Origin of the sequence: uncultured Sulfitobacter sp. (assembly GCF_947502895.1) — a bacterium.
Classification (GTDB): Bacteria; Pseudomonadota; Alphaproteobacteria; order Rhodobacterales; family Rhodobacteraceae; genus Sulfitobacter.
In genome coordinates this window covers 24,210-43,910 of sequence record NZ_CANNBM010000009.1, presented here as the reverse complement: position 1 = coordinate 43,910, position 19,701 = coordinate 24,210, and the positions used below count along the sequence as shown (strand labels likewise).

Genomic DNA, 19,701 nt, shown 5'->3' with positions numbered 1-19,701 from the left:
TTCTGGCAGGCCCGACCTCCTTTCACGGTTGTCGGGCGCGATGGTTTGGTCAGAGAATGAAATCGTCTCTCTCAAGTGCTGCCAGTTCAACGGATAGCAGTGTGATGTGGTCGCCCGCTTGCCCCCCGTCGAGCTGGGACAGGTCAATTGTTGTTGCCCATCCTTCATCACGGGCAGCGTTTGTGATTTCTTCGAAATCTGTATCAAAAGCACTCAAATCGAGAAAATCTATCCCTGCTTCAAAATCAAAGACAAAATCCCGACCGGTTCCTTCTTCGAAAACAAAGGTATCAGCGGTAGAATCTCTGCTCCAGTTGCCACCCCAAAGTTGATCGTTGCCCGCGCCACCATGAATTTCGTCTGCCCCTGCTCCGCCGACGATCCGGTCAGTCCCTGCGCCACCGTTCAAAACATCACGGCCCGTTCCACCCGAAAGATAATCATTGCCGTCACCTCCGCTCAGCGCATCGTCTCCGGCCTCACCGCGCAGGCTATCGGCCCCCAAACCGCCGAGAAGTTCATCGTTTCCAGACGCGCCCGAGATCCTGTCATCGCCCTGATCGCCAGACAGCATATCGGTGCCAGCGCCGCCATTGATGTCATCTGCCCCTGCATTGCCATAAATTTCGTCGTTCCCTTCTCCGCCGCGCAGGGTGTCGTTGCCACCTTCCACCTGGGTCAGTATCGGGTCACGCAACAGCACCGCAGCTTCGGCGTCGATCTCGGCGAAGGCATCAGCAGAGCGAGGATCAACAGCACCGTCGTTCGAGCCTGTTGAAACAGTTTCAGCCATGAATTCGGCAAAGGCTTCACCTGCGTGCCAATCCATATCAACGCGGAAAATACCGCCTTGGGTCGACGAGGACGGATCAAGATCATGATCGCCATTGTTCAGACCAAAATAGAGGTTGCCGTCACCATCGAAGAATACCGCGCCATAAGCACCGCGCGGCATACCGTCGAGCATTGTATCACCGTGGAGGGTGCCGGTGATTTCAAGCTGTGAGAATGTCGGTATGCCGCCTTCGGTCACACTGCCGGTATCGATGCGCACGACACGGCCGCTACCGCCATTGTGATCGGGCGCGACCACCGCAAGGAAGCAGTTTTCCTTGGCGTTGAAGGCGATATCATATGTGCGGTCTGTGAACATGTTGCTAGGGAAGTGGAAGTACTGGATGACTGGATTACCGTCTGCGTCGAAGGTATCGACATCGACTACGCTGATGCGGTTCAGGCCAGTGTGGAAAGTCCACAGATTGCCGTCGGCATCAAAGTCTCCCACATAATCGCCGTAAAACCCGTCGCCTACGCGGAATGCGTCGCCGCTGGCGTCGATCATGACGATGTCAGAGCTGTTGACCTGATTGCCCAGCGCATCCAGACCACTGGATTTTGCCACGCCGTAGATGAGATTGTCTTCTACGTTGAAGCCAACGGCGTTGATGCGGAAATCTGGTGCGTCGCCAACAACGGTGTATTCATTGCTCTGCACATCAAAGACATTCAGCTGCCCGTTGATGACCTGATAGAGATTGGACTGCCCAGCGGCGAATGCGTCAACGGTGATCGCCTCGCCACCGAAGGGAATTTCTGTCTTGTAGGAAATGATCGGTCCATCAAAATTGTAGGTGATGCCATCTGAGCCTTGAACCGCGCGAAAGCTAAGCGCACCCTCATTGCCTGTGCTTACAACGTCGACCTGAAACGTCTGAAAGGCGCCTGAAGTTGTCTCAACCGTGGCGATGACTTCGCCATTCCAGATCACTTCGACTGTGGCTGAAGAGTTACCGGCCGAAAAGTTTGCGGCCAGATCAAAAGCGATTGTATATGTCTCACCTGCAACTGTTGCTGCGGATTGCGAGATTTCCGTTGTGCCCTGATTATCGGTAATGGCCCATGCCCCGCCTTGTGCCAATGCTGCAAAGGTAGAAGCATCAACACCCACGCTGGCCAGAAGGTTGTCACCCGCCAGATCACCGTAGATCACATCATTGCCAGCGCCGCCATTGACGATGTCACTGCCCAAACCCGCCTCGGCGTAATCATCGCCCCGCTCTAGGTTGACCGTATCGTTGCCCAGACCCGCAAAAGCGCGATCATTGCCTGAGCCCGCGTTTACAATGTCATTGCCGGCACCCGAAAACAGCAGATCATTGCCGCCATTTCCAAGCAGCACATCATTGCCTGCGCCTGATGTGATGGTATCGTCAAAAGAAGTGGCAGCACCGTAATTGCTGTGAACAACGGCAGTTCGATCATAGGTCCACGTACCATTGACCAACGTCCATTCAGCACCGACCATATCGCCAGCAGCAAGATCATTGCCGCGACCTGTGGTGATCTCGTCGTCGCCCTGACGGCCATTGATCCGTATGGCATCCTGCGCAGAGATCGATAAAACAGCGCCGTCGATGTTGTCTAAACCATCACCAAGGACGTCATGTTCTGCTGTGCCAGTGAATTCAAAAACCTCGTTGCTCAGGTTAATCGTCATGTCGTTTCCTTTTCTCGGTAACTCAGAGCAAGCATGTCGCTCAGCGTGTCTTAGCCTGACCCTCGGACTGCGTTATTGCGTCCGAGCAAGGCTGTTGACGCTTTATGGCGAGAGAAAATCCCCTTGGGCAGACTGGCAAAGAGGTAAGGAATGACCCAAACGGATAGGTACGCCACCCCTGCGGGATAGAGGGCGCGGTCAATGGCATAGTCTGGCACTCAGGTGATTGCGGGACAGTGATATTCTTGCGATGCAGCCGTCAGGAATGCGGATCGCGCCATGCAAGGGCGCGGTATTTGCAACAAATGCGTACTAATACGTGTAGATAATTTCGGGCGACAAATAGATGCCACTTTTCACAGTGACATACTGACCCGAAACAAGATTGAGGTGTCTGGGCATGCAGCCTTTTTGTCCGCGGGTGTTTGCGGGATCAAAAACGAAGCGCGAAGTGGAGCGGCAGCGGTGAACCCGTTGCGGTTCATAACGCAGGCTGCAATTGCAGTGGCGCTGCTTCCGTCGATCGCGAGCGCGCAGACCAGTTCAGAGAGGACACTCTCTCCTGTTCCCGAACTTTTGCCTGCGGCTGAAACGCGGACTGTTGTTTTGGATACTGCCAGTCTTGCCATTCCCGCTGCCCGTGAAATCATTGTCGACCTTCCCAGTGCAAGGCATGCTTCGCGCTACCAGCAAGGCGACGTTAACGGGCTGCGGTATGTTCTGTTTCCGAACGGGTCGGGCAAAGTCATGCGGGTACAGGACACGCGAACTGTTCTGTATCGTTTGAGCTGCACCACCGGCGTCTCCTGTATCATTTCGGGCGATGGTGCTGCTGATACGACAGTGGCTGCGATCGATGGACCCAAACCTGTTATGCCGGCCGCTCCCGATGGCTCTGCTCTTGCGCGGTATCTGGCAGAATGGATTCTTGCAGGGACCGGCACCGCGCCAGTAGCACCTGAGATCGTTGCGTCGGCTCCAACCGTTGCAGAGGCCGCACCAGATATTCCCACAACCCAAAGCAACGTAGCAATTGAAAGCGCAGAAGCCGTCGTATCAGCATCAAACCTAGTACCCGTGACGGTGCAGAAACCTGCAAGCCAGATTAAAACCAAACCAAAGAAAAAGCCGCATGTCGCTGCGCGCAAAAAGGACAAGCCGTTCACTTCTGGAGTATCAGTGGCGGCAAAACCTGTTGTTCGTGCGCCTGTCGAAGACCCCCCAGTGGTGACGCGGAACGCAGCACCTGAAAAGACGTTTTTCGAACGCATCAACCTCGCATGTTCGATCACAGGCAGCGTCACTTTGCGCTATAAGAACCACAAATCAGGCTCTGAGCGATTTGGAAAACCCCGTGCCAGTCTAGGATGCGGCGCAAAGTTGAGTAAAAAGCTGTCGCTGCGCCTTTCCGTCATCGGCTACGCAGACAGGCATGAGAAATCACCCTCCGATGCGGAATTTACATATGCAATCACATATCGTGCAACGGACAAGATTACACTGAGCTATTCCAACTATTCGGGCCGTTTCGATAATTCAGGCAGCGTATTTGTCGACTCGCTGACTTCTGGAACAATACGGGCAAGTTACAAGCTGCCGCGCATCTCGTTGCCAAACGAAAAAACCATTGGCTGCTCGGCAAGCATCGGCTTGCCGAACCCTAAAGACACCACTGCGAACCTAACGTGCAGCTATGCCGTGACGGACAAATTTCGGATCAGCGCGACAGCCTATGCCTATTTCCCCGGTCAACAGGAAAGCTATGATGCTGACTTTGCCTATACCGCAAGCTACCGGATCAATGACGACTGGAGCGTAACTTACAGCAACTATGCCAATAACCGGTTCTTCTGGAACAAAAGCAATAATTCCGGTGAGGGCCTGTTGGGAGGAACAGTTTCTGTTTCCTACAAATTCAAATTCTAGGTGCAGGCTACAGACAGGTGACGAGATCGGCCAGCTCCGACCTTATTTGATTGATTATATCATCACAGGGCTGACCCTCTCCTGCGCGATGCTCAAGCGCACGGGCCAGTTCCGCCATATCGGTAAATCCAAGAACGAGTGAGGAGCCTTTGATAGAATGAGCCTGTTCACCAATGGTTTTTGCGTCATGCGCAGCACCAGCTTCAGTAACTTTTGCAAAACGCTCGGACGTGTCGGTTACATATTTCCGCACAAGATCAACAAGTTTTTCTTCAGGAAAAATCGTCAGCATTTCGGCAACCGTAGCAGGTGCCATTCGGGAAAACGCTTTTACAGCGCTCTGTTCGGGGGGGGCTTCAAGAGGTTCTTTCACTTGGTTCTGGCCCTTTCCGACTTTTCTCTAACGCGGTGTCCTGTTTTGACGTCAGCTTTTCAAACGGTGTCGGTTTGGGAGGATTGTGGCGATCCCCGCCGACGCGGTTCATGCCAGACAGCATCCCTGACATGGACCGTGAGTGCAAGAATAGGAGGGCTAGAACACTAGAAAATATATCCTGATGCCGCGCGTTGCCTCAAGCCCGCTCAGTTCGGGCATGACCCCTTAGACCAGATCAAACCTCGCGGAGGCAAACTGCCCAAACGCTGGTCAATCGGATCAACACTCTTTCAAATAGAGAAGCTGCACAGGCTATTCGATAGAGCAGGATACCAAAACACTGACAATTCAAGGTCACTGCCATGACCGTATCGAGCAAGGGGATTTCGCTGTATTTTTCCCTGATCCGGTTTTCTCCGAATAGTCTAAGAGGAATTAGCCGCACAAAGTCTGACAGCCTGAAAACTATAACCTCAAACAGTGTTAGCCTTTGAATTTTGCCACCTAATAGACAAATTTCACCTGTTTATTGGGAACACAGATCATTTCGCACGCAAAGGTTCATTCAAGTGAACATTCGACAATCACCCGCCGCCAACGAGATTATGCGCATCTCGGCACTCGGTATGTCCGGTTTAAGGGCGCCGAAAGTCAAACGGGTGTGCGTGTGACAGATCGCCTGAAAATCATTGTCGCAGAAGATAACATCGTCCAACGGGCCTATCTTTCGCAGTTGATCGAAACACTCGGTTATGAAGCTGTGCCAGTGGAAGATGGCATGGAGGCGTTGCAGCATGTGCGCGACTCAGACGTCCAGATCGTTATCAGTGATTACCAGATGCCCAACCTTGACGGGGTTGAGTTGACGCGTGAAATCCGCAAGCTGGAGTTGGACCATTACGTCTACATCATCATGATCACTGGCAGCGAAGAAGACGATGTACGTAGTGAAGCGCTTGAAGCGGGGGTTGATGACTTCCTGAACAAAATGCGCAGCCCTGTGATGCTCAATGCACGTATCCGCGCTGCAAGCCGCATGATAAGTCACGCAGGTGAGTTGGCCGAGCGCAACAGAGTGATCAAGGAATCCAGCGAACGCATCCAAAAAGACCTGCGCGCGGCGGCTGCTGCCCAGCGCCGTCTGCTGCCCGATATCCAGACAGAGATGTTGGGCTATACCATCGCATCGGCTTTTGTGCCGTCCTCCTTTGTTTCGGGCGACATGTTTGGTTGCTTTCCGCTGACCGACGAAACACTGGGTTTTTATGCAGTCGATGTATCAGGGCACGGCGTTCATGCCTCCCTTTTGTCGGTTGCGATTGGCTATCTCATCACACCCGAGTTTTTCCGCAAAACCGTGTTGCGCAACGGCAAGCTGGATGATCCGGCTGCACTGGTAGCGAATTTGAACCTGCGGTTCGCCGCATCGGACGATGATGAATATTTCACGATGTTCTGCGGCGTGATCAATACGGTTACGGGACAAATGGAATATTGTCAGGCCGCCTACCCCTCACCCTATTACGTAAAAGAAACAGGTGAGACGCAGATGATCGGCGATGGCGGCTTTCCCGTAGGGATGCTGCCCGATGTGGAATACGAAAATAATACCATGATGATTGAGCCGGCAGGTGCGATTGTCATTTGCTCAGACGCCGCGACCGAAGCAGAGGACAAGAATAACAAGCCTTTCGGCCTGGAACGTTTGCGGCAGATGGTCTCCACCCTGCCCGAAACAGGACCACAAAACATGCCCGACCACATCGTCAAGACACTCACCGATTGGCGTGACGGCGATACGCTAGAAGATGATCTGACGGTCGTCGCCCTGCAAAGAAAGACATAGAATGATACACACAACACAGCATGATCCAGACGTTACCGTTGTCCGACCAGGTATCGAACGTTTAACCGCTGCGAACGCGACAGATTTCAAAAGCGAATTGGTTGCGTTGGTCGAGGCTGGACACGGCCAGATCATCATTGATTTTGCCACCGTCTCGTTTCTGGACTCCTCGGGCCTCGGGGCGCTTGTCGGTGTGCTCAAAAAGATCGGGCACCGCGGGGACCTTTTGGTTTGTGGATTGAACGGCGACGTCGACCAGATGTTCCGCGTTTGCCGCATGGACCGTGTCTTTCCGATCCACCGTGATGTTGACGCTGCTTTGCAGATGCTGCGCGAACGGCAGTGAGCCAGCAGATCCATCATATGCCCAAGCAGCTTGCTGCTGTGGAACCGATGGTTGCGGCCCTTCGGTCGCAGGTCGTGCCGATTGTTTCGGACGGTACGCGCTTCCGTTTCGAGCTTTGCGTTATCGAAGCACTGACCAATCTCGTGATCCACCCAGCGGAAACATCAGGCCCTGTGATAGAGATCAGGATGGACCTGAATGACGGATACGTAAAAATCGAAATTTTCGATCCAAAGGGGGCGCCCCCTTTCGACCCCTGCCGTGCTGCAAAAAGCCTGTCGGAGATTGACGGGATGCTGGAAGGCGGACGGGGGATCGGCCTGATCATGGAGTGTTCGGATACTGCCCAATACGGGCCATCCGGTGATCGTAACCGCCTAAAACTAGAATTCTGGGACGCCGATGATGCGGCCAACGCACAGTCCGAAAACGGAGCAGAAACATGAACAAAAGATTTTCTATCACTTCCGCACTGCGCCTTGTGGCCTCCTGCGTCGCGCTGACAGCAGCGACATTCGCCCAGGCTCAAGAAACAAGCGATGCGCCCCGTGCCATCACGATCCAGAATGTGGTCGTCAACGGCACCGAGTACGATAACATGACGATCCGCTCTGACTCGCCCTTGATCATCGACTTTGACGGTGTAACAGGTTTGCGCCCCGTATGTGATCGCGGCGCGCGCTTTGGCTCAACGGCGCATTTCGGGCGCAACGGGGAATTGACTGACCGTGAGTATGCAATGGCAAAAACGGCGTGGTCTTATTTTACCAAGCGGTTTCAGCCTGAAACAGGACTAGTGAACGCGGTAGGCTCCTACCCTTCCACAACTCTGTGGGACACAGCATCCTATATCAGCGCACTTGTCTCCGCCTATGAGCTGTGTGTGATCGACAAACGCGATTTTGATACACGTGCGACCAAACTGCTCAATACGCTGCGCAACCTTGATCTTTACCAAGGCGAAGCGCCAAACAAAGTATATAATTCCAAGACAGGCGAAAAGGTAAACTATGCCAACGAGCCGGGCGAAGTGGGTATGTCGGCCCTTGATATCGGGCGAATGCTTGTCTGGTTGCGTATCCTGAAAGAGCGTCATCCGCATCTGGCCAACAGCGTCGATAACGTACCCATGCGCTGGAACTTTTGTAACCTTGTAAACGATGATGGCCGCATGTTCGGCTCGTTCAAGCGGGGTGACGGGACAACCCGTTACGTGCAGGAAGGGCGTCTGGGATATGAGGAATATGCTGCCAAGGGTTTTGCGCTTTGGGGCTTTAACGTGGCCCGCGCTATGTCGCCAGAGCCGCTGGCCTATACAACAATCTTCGATGTAAAAGTCCCCTATGACGGACGCGATCCACGGGTATTCAAGAACCAGAATTATGTCCTGACAGAGGGGTATATCCTCGACGGTCTCGAACTGGGTTGGGACATGCCGACAGACAAGGTGGATGATCCCGCAGTTGCAAGCCACGGCTGGCGCGCTGAATTCGCCAACCGCATCTATCTGGTGCAACAACGCCGCTTCGAGCAGACAGGCATCCTCACAGCGCGCTCGGAACATCAGGTCAACGGCAGCCCCTATTTTGTCTACGATACGATTTTCGCAGACGGATATGCATGGAACACGCTTGATCCGACCGGGGAGTATCAGCCCGATCGCTCTGCCATTGCCGCAAAAGCGGCTGTAGGCATGTGGGCACTTTGGGATACTGACTATACCGATCTGTTGTTTGAAAGTGTTGCCGACCTTTCAGAGCCTGACATGGGGTTTTTCGAAGGGCTGTACGAAAACGGGAACGGCTATATCCCGCTGCAATCTGCCAACAATAACGGCATCATCCTTGCGGCACTTTTGTACAAAGTGCAGGGGCCGATCCTGAAAAAAGAGAACAACAACGTCCAGACATGGGACATGAAATTCAACGGCACGGACATTCGCGACAACAAGTGCCACCCAAACAAGATGATCAAGGAAGTGGCCTGTTGCGCTTGCGCCAATCCGCCGAAAATTGATCCTGTTATCCCTGTTGAGGAGTTCATCTATTGCCGCCCCGTTCTAACGGGTGGCGAAACTGGCGCGACCGAGTGTTCAACAACGGAGCACAACCTTGCCCCACCCAAGGTCCGCACTGTCCTTCCCCGGTCCTGTCCTATTCCGGCATCCGACCAATGAGCGGGGGCGGAAAGCCACGGCTGCTCTGGTTTGATGCAAACCGTGTGTTTGCAGCGATGGGCGTGGTGCTGATCCACTCCTCGACCGATTTTGCAGGCCAGCCTTTTGCCAATGCTGATCCTGATGCGCGGCTATTGCCTGTCTTCTTTCGCTCGCTGGGGGAATTTTCGGGATCGGAAATGTTCTTCATGTTCTCGCTATTTCTTATGGCGATGCGTGTGGACAAGAAAATGCCCGCCTATGGCACTGCCATCGGACAGCAGGCCAAACGCCTGTTGGTGCCTTTTGCCTTCTGGGTGGTTTTCTATGCCTTCTTCAGGATGATCAAAGCAGATGCCTTTGGCTATGCCCCCTATATGTGGGACCAGATCACAGATGCCAAAAACTGGGTCGGCTACTTCATTCTGGGCAAGTCGCAGTATCACATGCATTTTTTGCCAACGCTCTTTGCCCTGTTCCTGTTTTTTCCGGTAATGCGTATTGCCACGCGGTATCCGGTCATGGGGTTTACGGTTTTGCTAACGCTGGGTGTAATGAACAGCGCGCAAGCGTTTGTCTGGGGTTTGGACCTTGAGCCAGCGCTGCGCGACTATATCGTTCGGGCGCTCAAAATCTTTGGTTATGTCGGGTACGGCTTTGCCGCTTTTGCGATTTACGGGCTGTGGAAAGACGGTATTCCGCGGGGTGAATCCCGCCTCATCCGGCGCGCGGCCTTTTACCTTGCAGGGCTGGCGTATGTCTCGACCATGCCGTTCTACGGAGTTGCCTATGAAACAGGGGCGTGGGGTGTGCGCGGTGGTTGGGACTTTTACGGCCATTTCCTGATGCCTATCTGCATTTTCTTCGTCTTTTTGGGTGGTCAGTTTTTGCAGTGGTCAAGCCGCTGGTCCGTGCTGGCGCAATACAGCTTTGGCGTTTATCTGGTGCATCCACTGGTAATTGATTTGTTCGATGTCGCGCTCTTCACGTCTGGAGCCTCCGCGTACATGGCACCTTGGGCGATTGTGCTGACCCGCTTTGCCGTGGCGCTTCCTGCATCATTTGCACTGGCTTGGGGCTTGTCGAAGGTCGCTCTGCTTGCTTGGACAATCGGCCTGGGCCCAACGCCATGGGAACAGCGCAAATCCCGTAGCAAAGCGGGTGTCTAAGCATGGATGACTATTTTCTGAAGTTTGAAGACCGCAAGCCGGAACCGCCGCTGCCCTATTCGGCTCCACGTGAAGTGTTGTGGCAGTTTCTAGCGACAATCGCACTGGTCGTGGGAGGCTGGTACATCTGGTGGCGGTGGGCGCATTCGCTCAACCCCGAAGCAATGTGGTTTGCCGTGCCGCTGGTGATTGCCGAGACCTGCGCTTACTTCGGCATGATCCTATTCGTGTTTAATCTCTGGAAGGATGACCCGCTCAAGATCGAGAGCCCGCCAGAGACACTGGACGACGTAGTGCGAAACCATCCAGAGGGTGCGCGCAAAATTTCCGTAGATGTGATGTTTGCCACCTATGACGAGGATCCCGAGCTGGTCCGTCTAGGTATTCTGGATGCAAAGCGGATGACCTATCCGCACCCCATCGATATCCGCATCCACATCCTTGATGACGGGCGCCGCCCCGAGATGAAAGCAGTGACCGAGGCCGAGGGCGCAAACTATATCACCCGCAGCACCAACGAGGGCTTTAAGGCGGGTAATTTGCGCAATGCGATGGAGCTGACCTCGGGCGATTTCATGGTCATCTGCGATGCCGATACGCGGCCTTTCCCTACGCTGCTGGAACATACGCTTGGCTATTTCCGTGATGAGAAAATGGCGTGGGTCCAGACGCCGCAGTGGTTCTATGACCTCCCCGAAGGCGAGCATCTGACGGACAAGCTTGAGCGGCGTTTTGGCGAAAAGGGCGCGCAAGTGGGCAGTGCGATCGAGCGGGCGATCGGGCCGGTTGTCTATGGTGCTGATCCATTCGTGAACGACCCCAAGATGTTTTATGACGTTATCCTGCGGCGGCGAAACTGGGTGAATGCCGCATTCTGCTGTGGTGCAGGATCAATTCACCGGCGGGAGGCCGTGATGGAGGCCGCCTTGCGCAGTTTTGGGGACAAGGTCGAACAACGTGCATTTGCCGTTGAGGAAAATGTCACTGTCTCGAGCAAGGAACGAGTGGTCGCGCCCGAGTTGATGGCCGCAATCCGCACTGAATCGGCTGCGACAGAAGTTTTGACGCCCTATCGCTTTCACGTCTCGGAAGACATTTATACGTCGATTGTTCTGCATTCTGACAGCGAGCGGGGGTGGAAATCCAAGCAACATCCCATCGTCGAAAGCAAGATGCTGTCCCCGCAAGACATGCTGACATGGACCGTCCAGCGGTTCAAATACGCAGGCGGCAGTCTGGACATCCTGAAAAACGATAACCCGCTTTTCAGGCGTGGCTTGTCGTTTGGACAACGGATGATGTATGGCACGACTTTCTATTCCTATCTCGCGCCACTGTGGAACATCATATTTCTGTTTGCGCCCGTTGTGTATTTGCTCACCGGCATCTCCCCCGTTGCGGCGTATTCGGACGAGTTCTTTTTCCGCCTGATCCCGTTCTTGGTCACGCTGGAGCTGGCGATCATGGTTGGGACTTGGGGCATTGCTGGATATGCGGCCAAATCCAGTTATCTGGCATTTTTTCCGCTCGGTCTGAAAGCTCTGCTTGCAGTTGCCAAAGGCGAGAAAATCTCGTTCAAAGTTACGCCCAAAACGCGCCAATCCGGCACATTCCTTGAATTGGTCTGGCCGCAAATTGCTGTGGTCGTCCTTACTATTCTTGGGGCTGTATGGGGCATCGGCGCACTTGCCTTGGGGGATACTTCCCACTCTGCGGGCGGCGTGGTCGCAAATATCCTTTGGGGTTTCAACAATTGTTTGGCCATGGCAGGCATGATCGCCGCTGCGATGTGGCAACCGTCCAGCACAGATGAGGTATCTTCAAAATGAGTTTCCGCGACAACCTGATAAAAGCACGCAGTCACATCACCTTTCTTGTGGCGTTGGGTTTGGGCCTTGCGCTTGTGATCTCGCTTGAAAAAAAGATAGACACCCGTAAATCCGAGGCCGCTGAAGTGACAGAACAGGTGCAAACGCCTCCCGAAACCATGCAATCCCCTCTCGCTGTTTTTGAGGATGTGACCCCGTTGCCATTGGCAGTCACAGGGACCAGCACAAAAGAGGACCTTGACCACGCGCGCATCGCATGGCGGTATTTCGAGAACAACACACACCCCGAAACGGGGCTGGTCAATTCAGCAGATAAATACCCCTCCACTACGATGTGGGAGACAGGATCATATTTCGTAGCTGTGATTTCAGCCGATCTGCTGGGGGTCATCACGACTGACGAAGCAGAGGCGCGTATCGCACTGGCACTTCGCACGTTGAGCGAGATACGCTTGTTCGACGATATCCTGCCGAACAAGGCCTACAATGTGCAGACGGGTGAATTGGTCGATTATGGCAATCGGCCTGTCGAGCGCGGCTTGGGTTGGTCTGCACTTGATATCGCGCGAATGGTTGGCGCCATGGGGCAGGTCCAGAACAGCTATCCTGGTCTTGCACCGCAGATCGCAGCTGTTTTGGATAAATGGGATCTGAGCCAGATGGTAGAGAACGGGCAACTCATTGGCGGCAACATCGCCGATGAGAAACTGCGCCGCGATCAGGAAGGGCGCGTTGGCTATGAGCAGTATGCGGCCAAGGCGATGATGCTGTTCGGATTTGACATGTTCAACGCATATCGTGCGGAAGATCATTTGATGGTGAAGGACGTGCTGGGCCAACCCATTCCTGTCGATAGCCGCCTGCACCGCAATATCACACCTGCCTTCACCGTGAGTGAGCCTTACATCTTCGACGGGCTTGAATTCGGGTTTGACGCACGCTCGCACCGTTTCGCCACAGCGATCTACAAAGCGCAGGAAACACGGTTTCGAGAGACTGGCGTTCTAACCGCAGTGAGCGAATCCCACCTCGATGAAGCACCTTATTTTGTCTATTCCTCGGTCTGGGGCGGTGGCGCGCCATGGGCGGTTATGACCTTCAAAGGGGAGCGTCTGGACAGCAAGCGCACGGTCACAACCAAAGTGGCCTTTGCGATGGATGCCCTGTTCGGCACCGACTACACCCGCGAACTGGTTGCTGCGATTGCGCCTTTGGGCGATGGGGATCGTGGCTGGCCCGAAGGGATTTACGAGATTGATGGCAGCACGAACGGTTCCGTCACAACCAACACCAACGCAACTGTGCTGGCGGCCCTCGCCTTTCGTGCGCACGGCCCCTTGATCCAAGCACGCCAATGATCAAACGCGCGCTCGGGTTTGCCTTTGTGTTTCTGTCCGGCGTAGGGTCCGCTGGCGCAGAACCTTGCGTCCTCGCCACGTTTGACAAGCCGCTAGAGGGGGCAACAAGTGTTGTGACCCGTCATGCGGATGTCCCTTCGCCACAGTTTCCTGGCCTATGGCAAGAGGGGGTATTGGACGGGTATTTTTACACTGTTTTTGCAAATGGTGAGGGTACTGTTGCGTCTGCGCAAAGCAGGCCAGATTGGAAAATACGGATTTCCTGTCCAGCCGAGGAAGCAAGCTGTGGATTTGCTGCGGAGGGTACACCACCAGAGACCGCAAATCGCGTCGCCGATGTGGTTGCCCAATGCCTTAAGGGTGAAGCCGCGCCAGAGGATCAGGCCGTGCCCCCTGAACCTGCTGCACCCTGTGGCCTTGCTACGCTAGAGGGTGGAAGCAACGGAAAATTGCTTCAGCAGCTTTTAATCATCGCAGGCGCTGATCCCGGACCCGTTGACGGTTTTGTCGGAAAGGATACGCGCAAAGCACTGAGCGAAGTTCTGGGAACTTCTGCAGCTACGCTGGAAACGACCCAAGCACTCGCGGCTTTGGACGCATTTTTGTGCAAATAGCCTTGTTGAGGACGCTCAGAACAACCCAGCTTCGCGCGCAATAAGGGCCGCTTGGGTGCGGTTTGCCGCGTCCAGCTTTCTGTAGAGCGTCTTCATGTGCAGCTTGACCGTGGGTTCGGTGAGATCAAGATCGCGGGCGATTTCCTTGTTGGATTTGCCCTCGGTCAGCCCTTTAAGCACCTGCAATTCCCGTGGTGTCAGCTTTTGCGCCAGCGGATGTTCGGGGCTTTCCTCTACAGCCGTCATGAAATCAATGGGGGCGTATTGCTCTCCCATCGCCATAAATTTTACCGCATTGATCATAGATTTGGCAGGCAGCGTCTTAGGCACAAAGCCAGCCGCTCCCGCTTCCAACGCCTGCTCGGCAATTTCTTTTGTCGCCTCACCAGAAAGCAACGCAACCCGCTGCCCGTCCTGCATCGCAATCGTCTGCTTGAGCCCGTCAAGACCGTTCATGCCTGGCATATTGAGATCAAGAAGGATCAAATCAAAGCGCGCTTCGCTTTGGATCAACTTATGCGCGCCAGACAAATCTCCAGCTGTCCGAGTCTCGATATCGCCCTGCGCTTCGAGAAAAAGGACCAGCGTATCGCGTAGCAAATCATGGTCGTCTGCAATCAATACGCGCATCACGGCCTCCTGTGTTGCCTGCACCTTAAGCGATACACTTAGACGTTTTTATATTGCAATGGCAGCATAATAGTGGCGCCGCGCAGCTTATCGTCCGTCAGAGGGATGTGGAACGGTCCTCCGCCTACCTATCCGAAAGGATAGGAACCTATCCCCCTGCTACAGGTGCATCAATCCCGAATGTTCTATACCGAGGGTAGAAACGAAAAAGGATGACCCGATGTTGCGCACTACTCTTCAAGCGATCTCAATCATAACTTGTCTATCTGCTCCCGCCTGGGCCCAAGATATGGCGGCACCGACAGGTGACGTTATGCTGACTGTGACGGGCAATCTGGAGCAGACGAACGGGGAAGGGGCAGCACTGCTCGACCTCGACCTGCTGCAAGCACTTGAACAGACCACAATCGAGACTTCGACAATCTGGACCGAGGGCAAGCAGACCTTTGAAGGCGTCTCGCTTGCCGTGCTGGTACAGGCATTGGGCATCACGGGCGAGACATTGCGTGCCACCGCAATCAATGACTATACCGTCGAAGTGCCGCTGACCGACGCTGTTGAAGGTGGCCCCATCGTGGCATACCGCCTGAACGGCGAGACGATGTCTGTACGCGATAAAGGGCCGCTATGGCTGGTATATCCTTATGATGACAACTCTGATTACCGTACCGAAGTCATCTATTCGCGCAGCATATGGCAATTGGACCGTATTGAGGCCGTGGACTGAGTTTTGATTGCGGCGCAAAGCTGATACTTTGCCTCAATTGCAGGAGTATCCGGTGTCACAATCGAAAAAGAAGGACTTCCGCAATCGCTTGATCATGACTGTCTTGCTAGGGCTGGTCGGTTTTTTTGCGATTGCGTTTCTTACCGTAAATGTCGCGCGTGATCTGCGCCTCCTTAACTCGGCTACGTCGGACAATGTCCAATGGACCCTGTCCCAAGCCGAAGTTGAATTTCTTGAATTCGAGATCAGTCTTGATGCCGGACTGCGCGACAGCGATCCTGACCTCGTGCAGATGCGTCGCAGTTTTGATATCTTCTACAGCCGTGTTCAAACACTCGCCCAAGCGTCGATATATGCGCCCGTTCGCGAAGTGCCTGCGTTCTCAGACAACCTCACCGCGATACAGACATTTCTCGCACAGAGCGTACCCACAATTGATGCCTCCGATGAAGTTCTTGCGGCGTCTCTCCCCGTTCTTTCCGAAGCGGCGCGAGAGGTTCGTGGCAATGTACGAAAACTCGCCAACAGTGGTCTGAATTTTTTCGCGACCAATTCAGACGCGCGGCGCGAGCGGGTCTTTGACACGTTATTCCAACTGGCAACTGGCGTTGCTTTACTGCTGCTTACTCTGCTTGTTTTCTCGCTCTATCTTGGCTTTCTGAACCGCCAGAATGTGCGACGGCGCTTGAAAGCAATCCAGACCAGCAAACGGTTGAACGTTGTCACGGGCACCGCATTGGACGCTGTCATTGTGTGTGACGATGACGGGCTGGTTTTGGATTTCAACGCGGCGGCAGTGCAGATGTTTGGCTACAGCGCCGAAGATGCAATAGGGAGTGATTTGGGCGCGCTGATCGTCCCTGACCACCACCGCGCTGCCCATGATGCGGGTATGGTGCGCATGCGCGAGAGTGGTGAAAAACGGGTTGTTGGCAAAGGCCGGATCAAGCTTGAAGCCAAGCGTGCCAATGGCGAAATTTTTCCGATAGAGTTCGCGATCCAGTCTGCCGAAACCGAAGAGGGCGAAATATTCATTTCGTTTTTGCGCGATATCTCGCACCGTATTGCTGCGGAAGAAAACCTTGTGGCGGCACGGGATCGTGCGCTGGCGGGGGAAAAGGCCAAAACTGATTTTCTGGCGACGATGAGCCATGAAATCCGCACGCCGTTGAATGGCCTATTGGGGAACCTGAGCCTCTTGAGAGACACCCCCCTAGATGCCAAGCAGTCGCAGTATATCAAAAATATGGATACCTCCGGCAGACTACTGATGAGCCATATCTCGGACGTTTTGGACATTACGAAATATGACGCCGGCAAACTACAACTGCGGCCTGCCGTAATGAACCTCAGCACACTGCTACAAGATATTGTAGATAGCCAAAGCGGCGCTGCTGCAGCAAATGACACGAACCTTTCCTGGTCGTGGTCAGGTGCGCCAAGTGATTGGATTTTGGCAGACAAAGAGCGCATCCAGCATGTGCTGATGAACATTATCGGGAACGCAATCAAATTTACACGCTGCGGCCAGATTACGGTGACTGCTCAGATTATCGGAGACATCACGTCCTCCCCTGATGTGCAACTGACCATCAGGGATACGGGCATCGGGATGAATGCAGCGCTTAAGTCGCAGATATTTGATGATTTCATGACGGGCGATGCCTCGTATGACCGTGATGTCGGCGGAACTGGGCTGGGTCTTGGGATCGCGTTGCGGTTTGTGAAGGCGATGGGTGGCACCATTGATGTGCAGAGCGCGGAAGGAAAAGGAAGCGTGTTCACTGTCCGCTTTCCTGTCGAACCGGCTGTGGCACCCGTATCATTGGACCAGACTTCCCATCATCCTGCCGATTTACCGTCGGCGCATATTCTGCTGGTAGAGGACAACGAGATTAACCGCATGGTCGCCAGCGAGATGATAACTGCACAAGGCCATACCATCACCGAGGCCCATAACGGGCAGATCGCTGTAGACCTTGCTGCAAAGCAGTTCTTTGATCTGATCCTGATGGATATCAGCATGCCTGTGATGGACGGCCGCACTGCAACACGGGCAATTCGGGCCTCAAACGGTCCCTGTGCAAAGACACCTATTGTGGCACTCACCGCAAATGCGATGGCAGAGGAACAACAGGCATTTTTAGAAGACGGTATGAATGATATTGTGACCAAGCCCCTTTCACGTGCGGGATTGATCAATGTGATCACGCAATTCACAAGCCAGACAAGTAGGGCTACGAAACAGCCAGACGTATCTGCGACACTCGTAAATCCAGCGCACTTGACCGAAATGAAAGAAGCCTTGGGTGGTGTCGCAACACGAAAATTGATAGCGCGGTTTGTCGAAGAAATGGACCGCGCTCTGGTGTCCCTGTCCACAGACCTGCCCTTAGAGGAAACCGTTGGGTTAGCGCATAAGATGTCAGGAAGTGCTGCGACCCTCGGGGCTACCGAGTTGCGGAATTCGTTAAACAAGGTCGAGAACTCTGCCAAGGTGGCTGACACTCGGGCAATGGATACTGCGATCCAAAATCTCTCTGGCGTGTGGGCGGAAACGAAGTCTCTTTTGCGGCTTCAATGATCGGTTGATCATGCTGCTTCGCAAACCAATCGCAGTCGGCTTTCGTCCGAAAAGGCTGCCCAGTTCCGATGTGGCAGCAGGGCATGGCTCGGCCGTTGCGATTGCCCCCCAGGCAAGACAAAAGCGCCCTTCTTAAACAGGCCAGAGCATTTTGCCCTGACCTATTTTGGGTTTCAGACATACGGGCGGCTTTGACCGCTCCAACAGCTTTGCTGTCAGCTGATACTACGCCGTGCCCCGAACGGGGCGGTCGTTGTCGATGTTAAAGATCATCCCATCCAATAGCTCTTCCAAATCAGGACGGGATGCAGGGCCATTTGAAACATCCACCAACATAAGCGTGCCGTCAGGGCGCATCGCAAATGTACCTGGCTCTGCAAAACGGGTATCCGTCTCTGCCTCGGAAAGCGGGTCAGAGACGTACAGGCCCAAGGCCCTCATCTGCGGCTCGGTCATTCCGTAACACAGATCAAACGTCCATCCGAACTCCGCCTGATCTGCCAAGGCCTTTTCACGCGTATCGGCAGAAACTACGATCACATCCATTTTTGCCGTCCAATCGGCCAGCGCTGCATTCAATTTGTTCAGATAGCGTTTGCAGCGCGGGCAGTGTTTGCCGCGGTAGACAAACAAGATACTCCAGCGGTCTTTTGTCCCCCCAATCACGCGCGTGCTGCCGTCAACATGGGCAAAGCTTGTGGGCGCAACAGCGACCCCGACCTGCGGTTTTGCACTATTCATTTAGGGTCCCTTCGATCCTTTTGTACAAAGCTTAGTGGGTTGCCCACGAAATGAAAACCTAAACCACCGTCGGCTACTCTACCCCTTCAAACAGAATCGCCTGTTTACGCAGTGCATCTTGGCGGCACATCGCGAAGTCATCAGGGTGCAGCCTGCCTTTCGGGGCGCCCGCAACTTCGAAGTGTCCGTAGGCATCCGATTCCGCCACATGGGCGACAAGAGATTTCACACCGCCTTGCTGCTTCATCGCTGGCGTGATGTAGCGAACAGCCGCCCCGATCCTGCGATCATCCGTCGTGTTCGGGCCAGAGGCATGGAACAAATGCCCGTGGTGCAACGAGGCTTGCCCCGCCCGCAGCGGGGCTGGCACGGCGTCTGCTTCATCGACATCCACGGCAATCTCTTGGCCGCGCGACAAAAGGTTATTATCGCTGAAGGTATCCACATGCGGCACAATGCGGGTTTTGTGGCTGCCCGCGACAAATTTCATACACCCGCTCTCAACCGAAGCATGAGACAGGGCGATCCAGCAGGTCGTCTCCTCTGCGCTGTCCAGTCCCCAATAGGTCAGGTCCTGATGCCATGACACGATCTTGGGCGAGCGTGCCTCTTTAACGAAAAGGCTGCCGCTCCAGACCATCAGGTCGGGGCCAAGGGCGGCAGAAGCGGCCGCGATCATTTTCGGGTGACGGATTAGCGCATCAAAACGGGGCAGCAACCGGTCGGGATAACTGTAGAGCAATTTCAGTTTTTCCGCGTCCTGCGCCAGTTCCCGCTCAGCTTGTTCAAAATCATCACGCAAGGCCCGCGCCTCATTCGCCGACATAATATCTATCGGAGCGACAAAGCCGTTCTCGGCATAAGCAGCCGCCACTTCGTTTGCGGTCAAGGTCATGGAACCCT

General features: G+C 54.3%; 16 protein-coding genes. 11 read left to right on the top strand and 5 right to left on the bottom strand.

Annotated elements, in window-relative coordinates; translation table 11 throughout:
• Positions 1–49 precede the first annotated feature (49 nt).
• Entirely contained in the window at positions 50–2,497 is a 2,448-nt protein-coding gene (locus Q0903_RS18955; protein ID WP_299417845.1) for a calcium-binding protein, read from the bottom strand.
• A 411-nt stretch (positions 2,498–2,908) separates the two neighbouring features.
• Here Q0903_RS18955 and Q0903_RS18950 point away from each other — a divergent pair, with 411 nt between their 5' ends.
• A complete protein-coding gene (locus Q0903_RS18950) occupies positions 2,909–4,423 on the top strand; it encodes a hypothetical protein (RefSeq protein WP_299417843.1) in 1,515 nt (504 codons plus the stop codon).
• A gap of 7 nt (positions 4,424–4,430) precedes the next feature.
• Here Q0903_RS18950 and Q0903_RS18945 read toward each other — a convergent pair whose 3' ends face one another.
• The gene (locus tag Q0903_RS18945; RefSeq protein WP_299417842.1) at positions 4,431–4,796 is read right to left on the bottom strand and encodes an Hpt domain-containing protein; all 366 of its coding nucleotides are present in this window, start codon (positions 4,794–4,796) and stop codon (positions 4,431–4,433) included.
• A gap of 670 nt (positions 4,797–5,466) precedes the next feature.
• Here Q0903_RS18945 and Q0903_RS18940 point away from each other — a divergent pair.
• The 8 genes from Q0903_RS18940 to Q0903_RS18905 are packed head-to-tail and all read left to right on the top strand — an operon-like array spanning position 5,467 to position 14,116.
• Positions 5,467–6,645 carry a SpoIIE family protein phosphatase gene (locus Q0903_RS18940; RefSeq protein WP_299417840.1) on the top strand — a complete coding sequence of 393 codons (1,179 nt, stop codon included), beginning with the start codon at positions 5,467–5,469 and terminating at the stop codon, positions 6,643–6,645.
• Between the two features lies 1 nt (position 6,646).
• On the top strand, positions 6,647–6,991 hold the full coding sequence (locus Q0903_RS18935) for an STAS domain-containing protein (RefSeq protein ID WP_299417838.1): 345 nt from the start codon (positions 6,647–6,649) through the stop codon (positions 6,989–6,991).
• Positions 6,992–7,008: 17 nt separating this feature from the next.
• A complete protein-coding gene (locus Q0903_RS18930; protein ID WP_299417836.1) occupies positions 7,009–7,437 on the top strand; it encodes an ATP-binding protein in 429 nt (142 codons plus the stop codon).
• Complete coding sequence (locus Q0903_RS18925) at positions 7,434–9,167, top strand: DUF3131 domain-containing protein (protein WP_299031636.1); 1,734 nt, start codon at positions 7,434–7,436, stop codon at positions 9,165–9,167. Before Q0903_RS18930 ends, Q0903_RS18925 begins: the two co-directional genes overlap by 4 nt.
• Positions 9,164–10,315 carry an acyltransferase gene (locus Q0903_RS18920; protein WP_299417834.1) on the top strand — a complete coding sequence of 384 codons (1,152 nt, stop codon included), beginning with the start codon at positions 9,164–9,166 and terminating at the stop codon, positions 10,313–10,315. The genes Q0903_RS18925 and Q0903_RS18920 overlap by 4 nt, the downstream gene beginning before the upstream one ends.
• Before the next feature lie 2 nt (positions 10,316–10,317).
• On the top strand, positions 10,318–12,144 hold the full coding sequence (locus Q0903_RS18915) for a glycosyltransferase (RefSeq protein WP_299417832.1): 1,827 nt from the start codon (positions 10,318–10,320) through the stop codon (positions 12,142–12,144).
• Complete coding sequence (locus Q0903_RS18910; RefSeq protein WP_299417830.1) at positions 12,141–13,502, top strand: DUF3131 domain-containing protein; 1,362 nt, start codon at positions 12,141–12,143, stop codon at positions 13,500–13,502. The genes Q0903_RS18915 and Q0903_RS18910 overlap by 4 nt, the downstream gene beginning before the upstream one ends.
• Entirely contained in the window at positions 13,499–14,116 is a 618-nt protein-coding gene (locus tag Q0903_RS18905; RefSeq protein WP_299417828.1) for a hypothetical protein, read from the top strand. Before Q0903_RS18910 ends, Q0903_RS18905 begins: the two co-directional genes overlap by 4 nt.
• A 15-nt stretch (positions 14,117–14,131) precedes the next feature.
• Here Q0903_RS18905 and Q0903_RS18900 read toward each other — a convergent pair whose 3' ends face one another.
• Positions 14,132–14,746, bottom strand: a complete 615-nt coding sequence (locus Q0903_RS18900; protein ID WP_299031621.1) for a response regulator transcription factor — start codon at positions 14,744–14,746, stop codon at positions 14,132–14,134.
• Positions 14,747–15,035: 289 nt separating this feature from the next.
• On the opposite strand from Q0903_RS18900, the gene Q0903_RS18895 reads away from it, so the two are divergent.
• Both Q0903_RS18895 and Q0903_RS18890 read left to right on the top strand, forming a co-directional pair.
• Entirely contained in the window at positions 15,036–15,473 is a 438-nt protein-coding gene (locus Q0903_RS18895) for a molybdopterin-dependent oxidoreductase (protein WP_366141518.1), read from the top strand.
• Positions 15,474–15,525: 52 nt separating this feature from the next.
• Positions 15,526–18,057, top strand: a complete 2,532-nt coding sequence (locus Q0903_RS18890) for an ATP-binding protein (RefSeq protein ID WP_299417826.1) — start codon at positions 15,526–15,528, stop codon at positions 18,055–18,057.
• Between the two features lie 225 nt (positions 18,058–18,282).
• On the opposite strand, the gene Q0903_RS18885 is transcribed toward Q0903_RS18890, so the two are convergent.
• Both Q0903_RS18885 and Q0903_RS18880 read right to left on the bottom strand, forming a co-directional pair.
• On the bottom strand, positions 18,283–18,798 hold the full coding sequence (locus tag Q0903_RS18885; protein ID WP_299417825.1) for a redoxin domain-containing protein: 516 nt from the start codon (positions 18,796–18,798) through the stop codon (positions 18,283–18,285).
• Between the two features lie 73 nt (positions 18,799–18,871).
• Positions 18,872–19,693, bottom strand: coding sequence for a phytanoyl-CoA dioxygenase family protein (locus Q0903_RS18880; RefSeq protein ID WP_299417824.1), 822 nt, complete (start codon positions 19,691–19,693; stop codon positions 18,872–18,874).
• Positions 19,694–19,701 lie beyond the last annotated feature (8 nt).

Bases quoted from the DNA above. Each gene is read 5' to 3' on its own strand.
- Q0903_RS18955 (WP_299417845.1), bottom strand. From the start codon at position 2,497: ATGACGATTAACCTGAGCAACGAGGTTTTTGAATTCACTGGCACAGCA.
- Q0903_RS18935 (WP_299417838.1), top strand. From the start codon at position 6,647: ATGATACACACAACACAGCATGATCCAGACGTTACCGTTGTCCGACCA.
- Q0903_RS18930 (WP_299417836.1), top strand. From the start codon at position 7,009: ATGCCCAAGCAGCTTGCTGCTGTGGAACCGATGGTTGCGGCCCTTCGG.
- Q0903_RS18925 (WP_299031636.1), top strand. From the start codon at position 7,434: ATGAACAAAAGATTTTCTATCACTTCCGCACTGCGCCTTGTGGCCTCC.
- Q0903_RS18920 (WP_299417834.1), top strand. From the start codon at position 9,164: ATGAGCGGGGGCGGAAAGCCACGGCTGCTCTGGTTTGATGCAAACCGT.
- Q0903_RS18915 (WP_299417832.1), top strand. From the start codon at position 10,318: ATGGATGACTATTTTCTGAAGTTTGAAGACCGCAAGCCGGAACCGCCG.
- Q0903_RS18910 (WP_299417830.1), top strand. From the start codon at position 12,141: ATGAGTTTCCGCGACAACCTGATAAAAGCACGCAGTCACATCACCTTT.
- Q0903_RS18905 (WP_299417828.1), top strand. From the start codon at position 13,499: ATGATCAAACGCGCGCTCGGGTTTGCCTTTGTGTTTCTGTCCGGCGTA.
- Q0903_RS18900 (WP_299031621.1), bottom strand. From the start codon at position 14,746: ATGCGCGTATTGATTGCAGACGACCATGATTTGCTACGCGATACGCTG.
- Q0903_RS18895 (WP_366141518.1), top strand. From the start codon at position 15,036: ATGGCGGCACCGACAGGTGACGTTATGCTGACTGTGACGGGCAATCTG.
- Q0903_RS18885 (WP_299417825.1), bottom strand. From the start codon at position 18,798: ATGAATAGTGCAAAACCGCAGGTCGGGGTCGCTGTTGCGCCCACAAGC.
- Q0903_RS18880 (WP_299417824.1), bottom strand. From the start codon at position 19,693: ATGACCTTGACCGCAAACGAAGTGGCGGCTGCTTATGCCGAGAACGGC.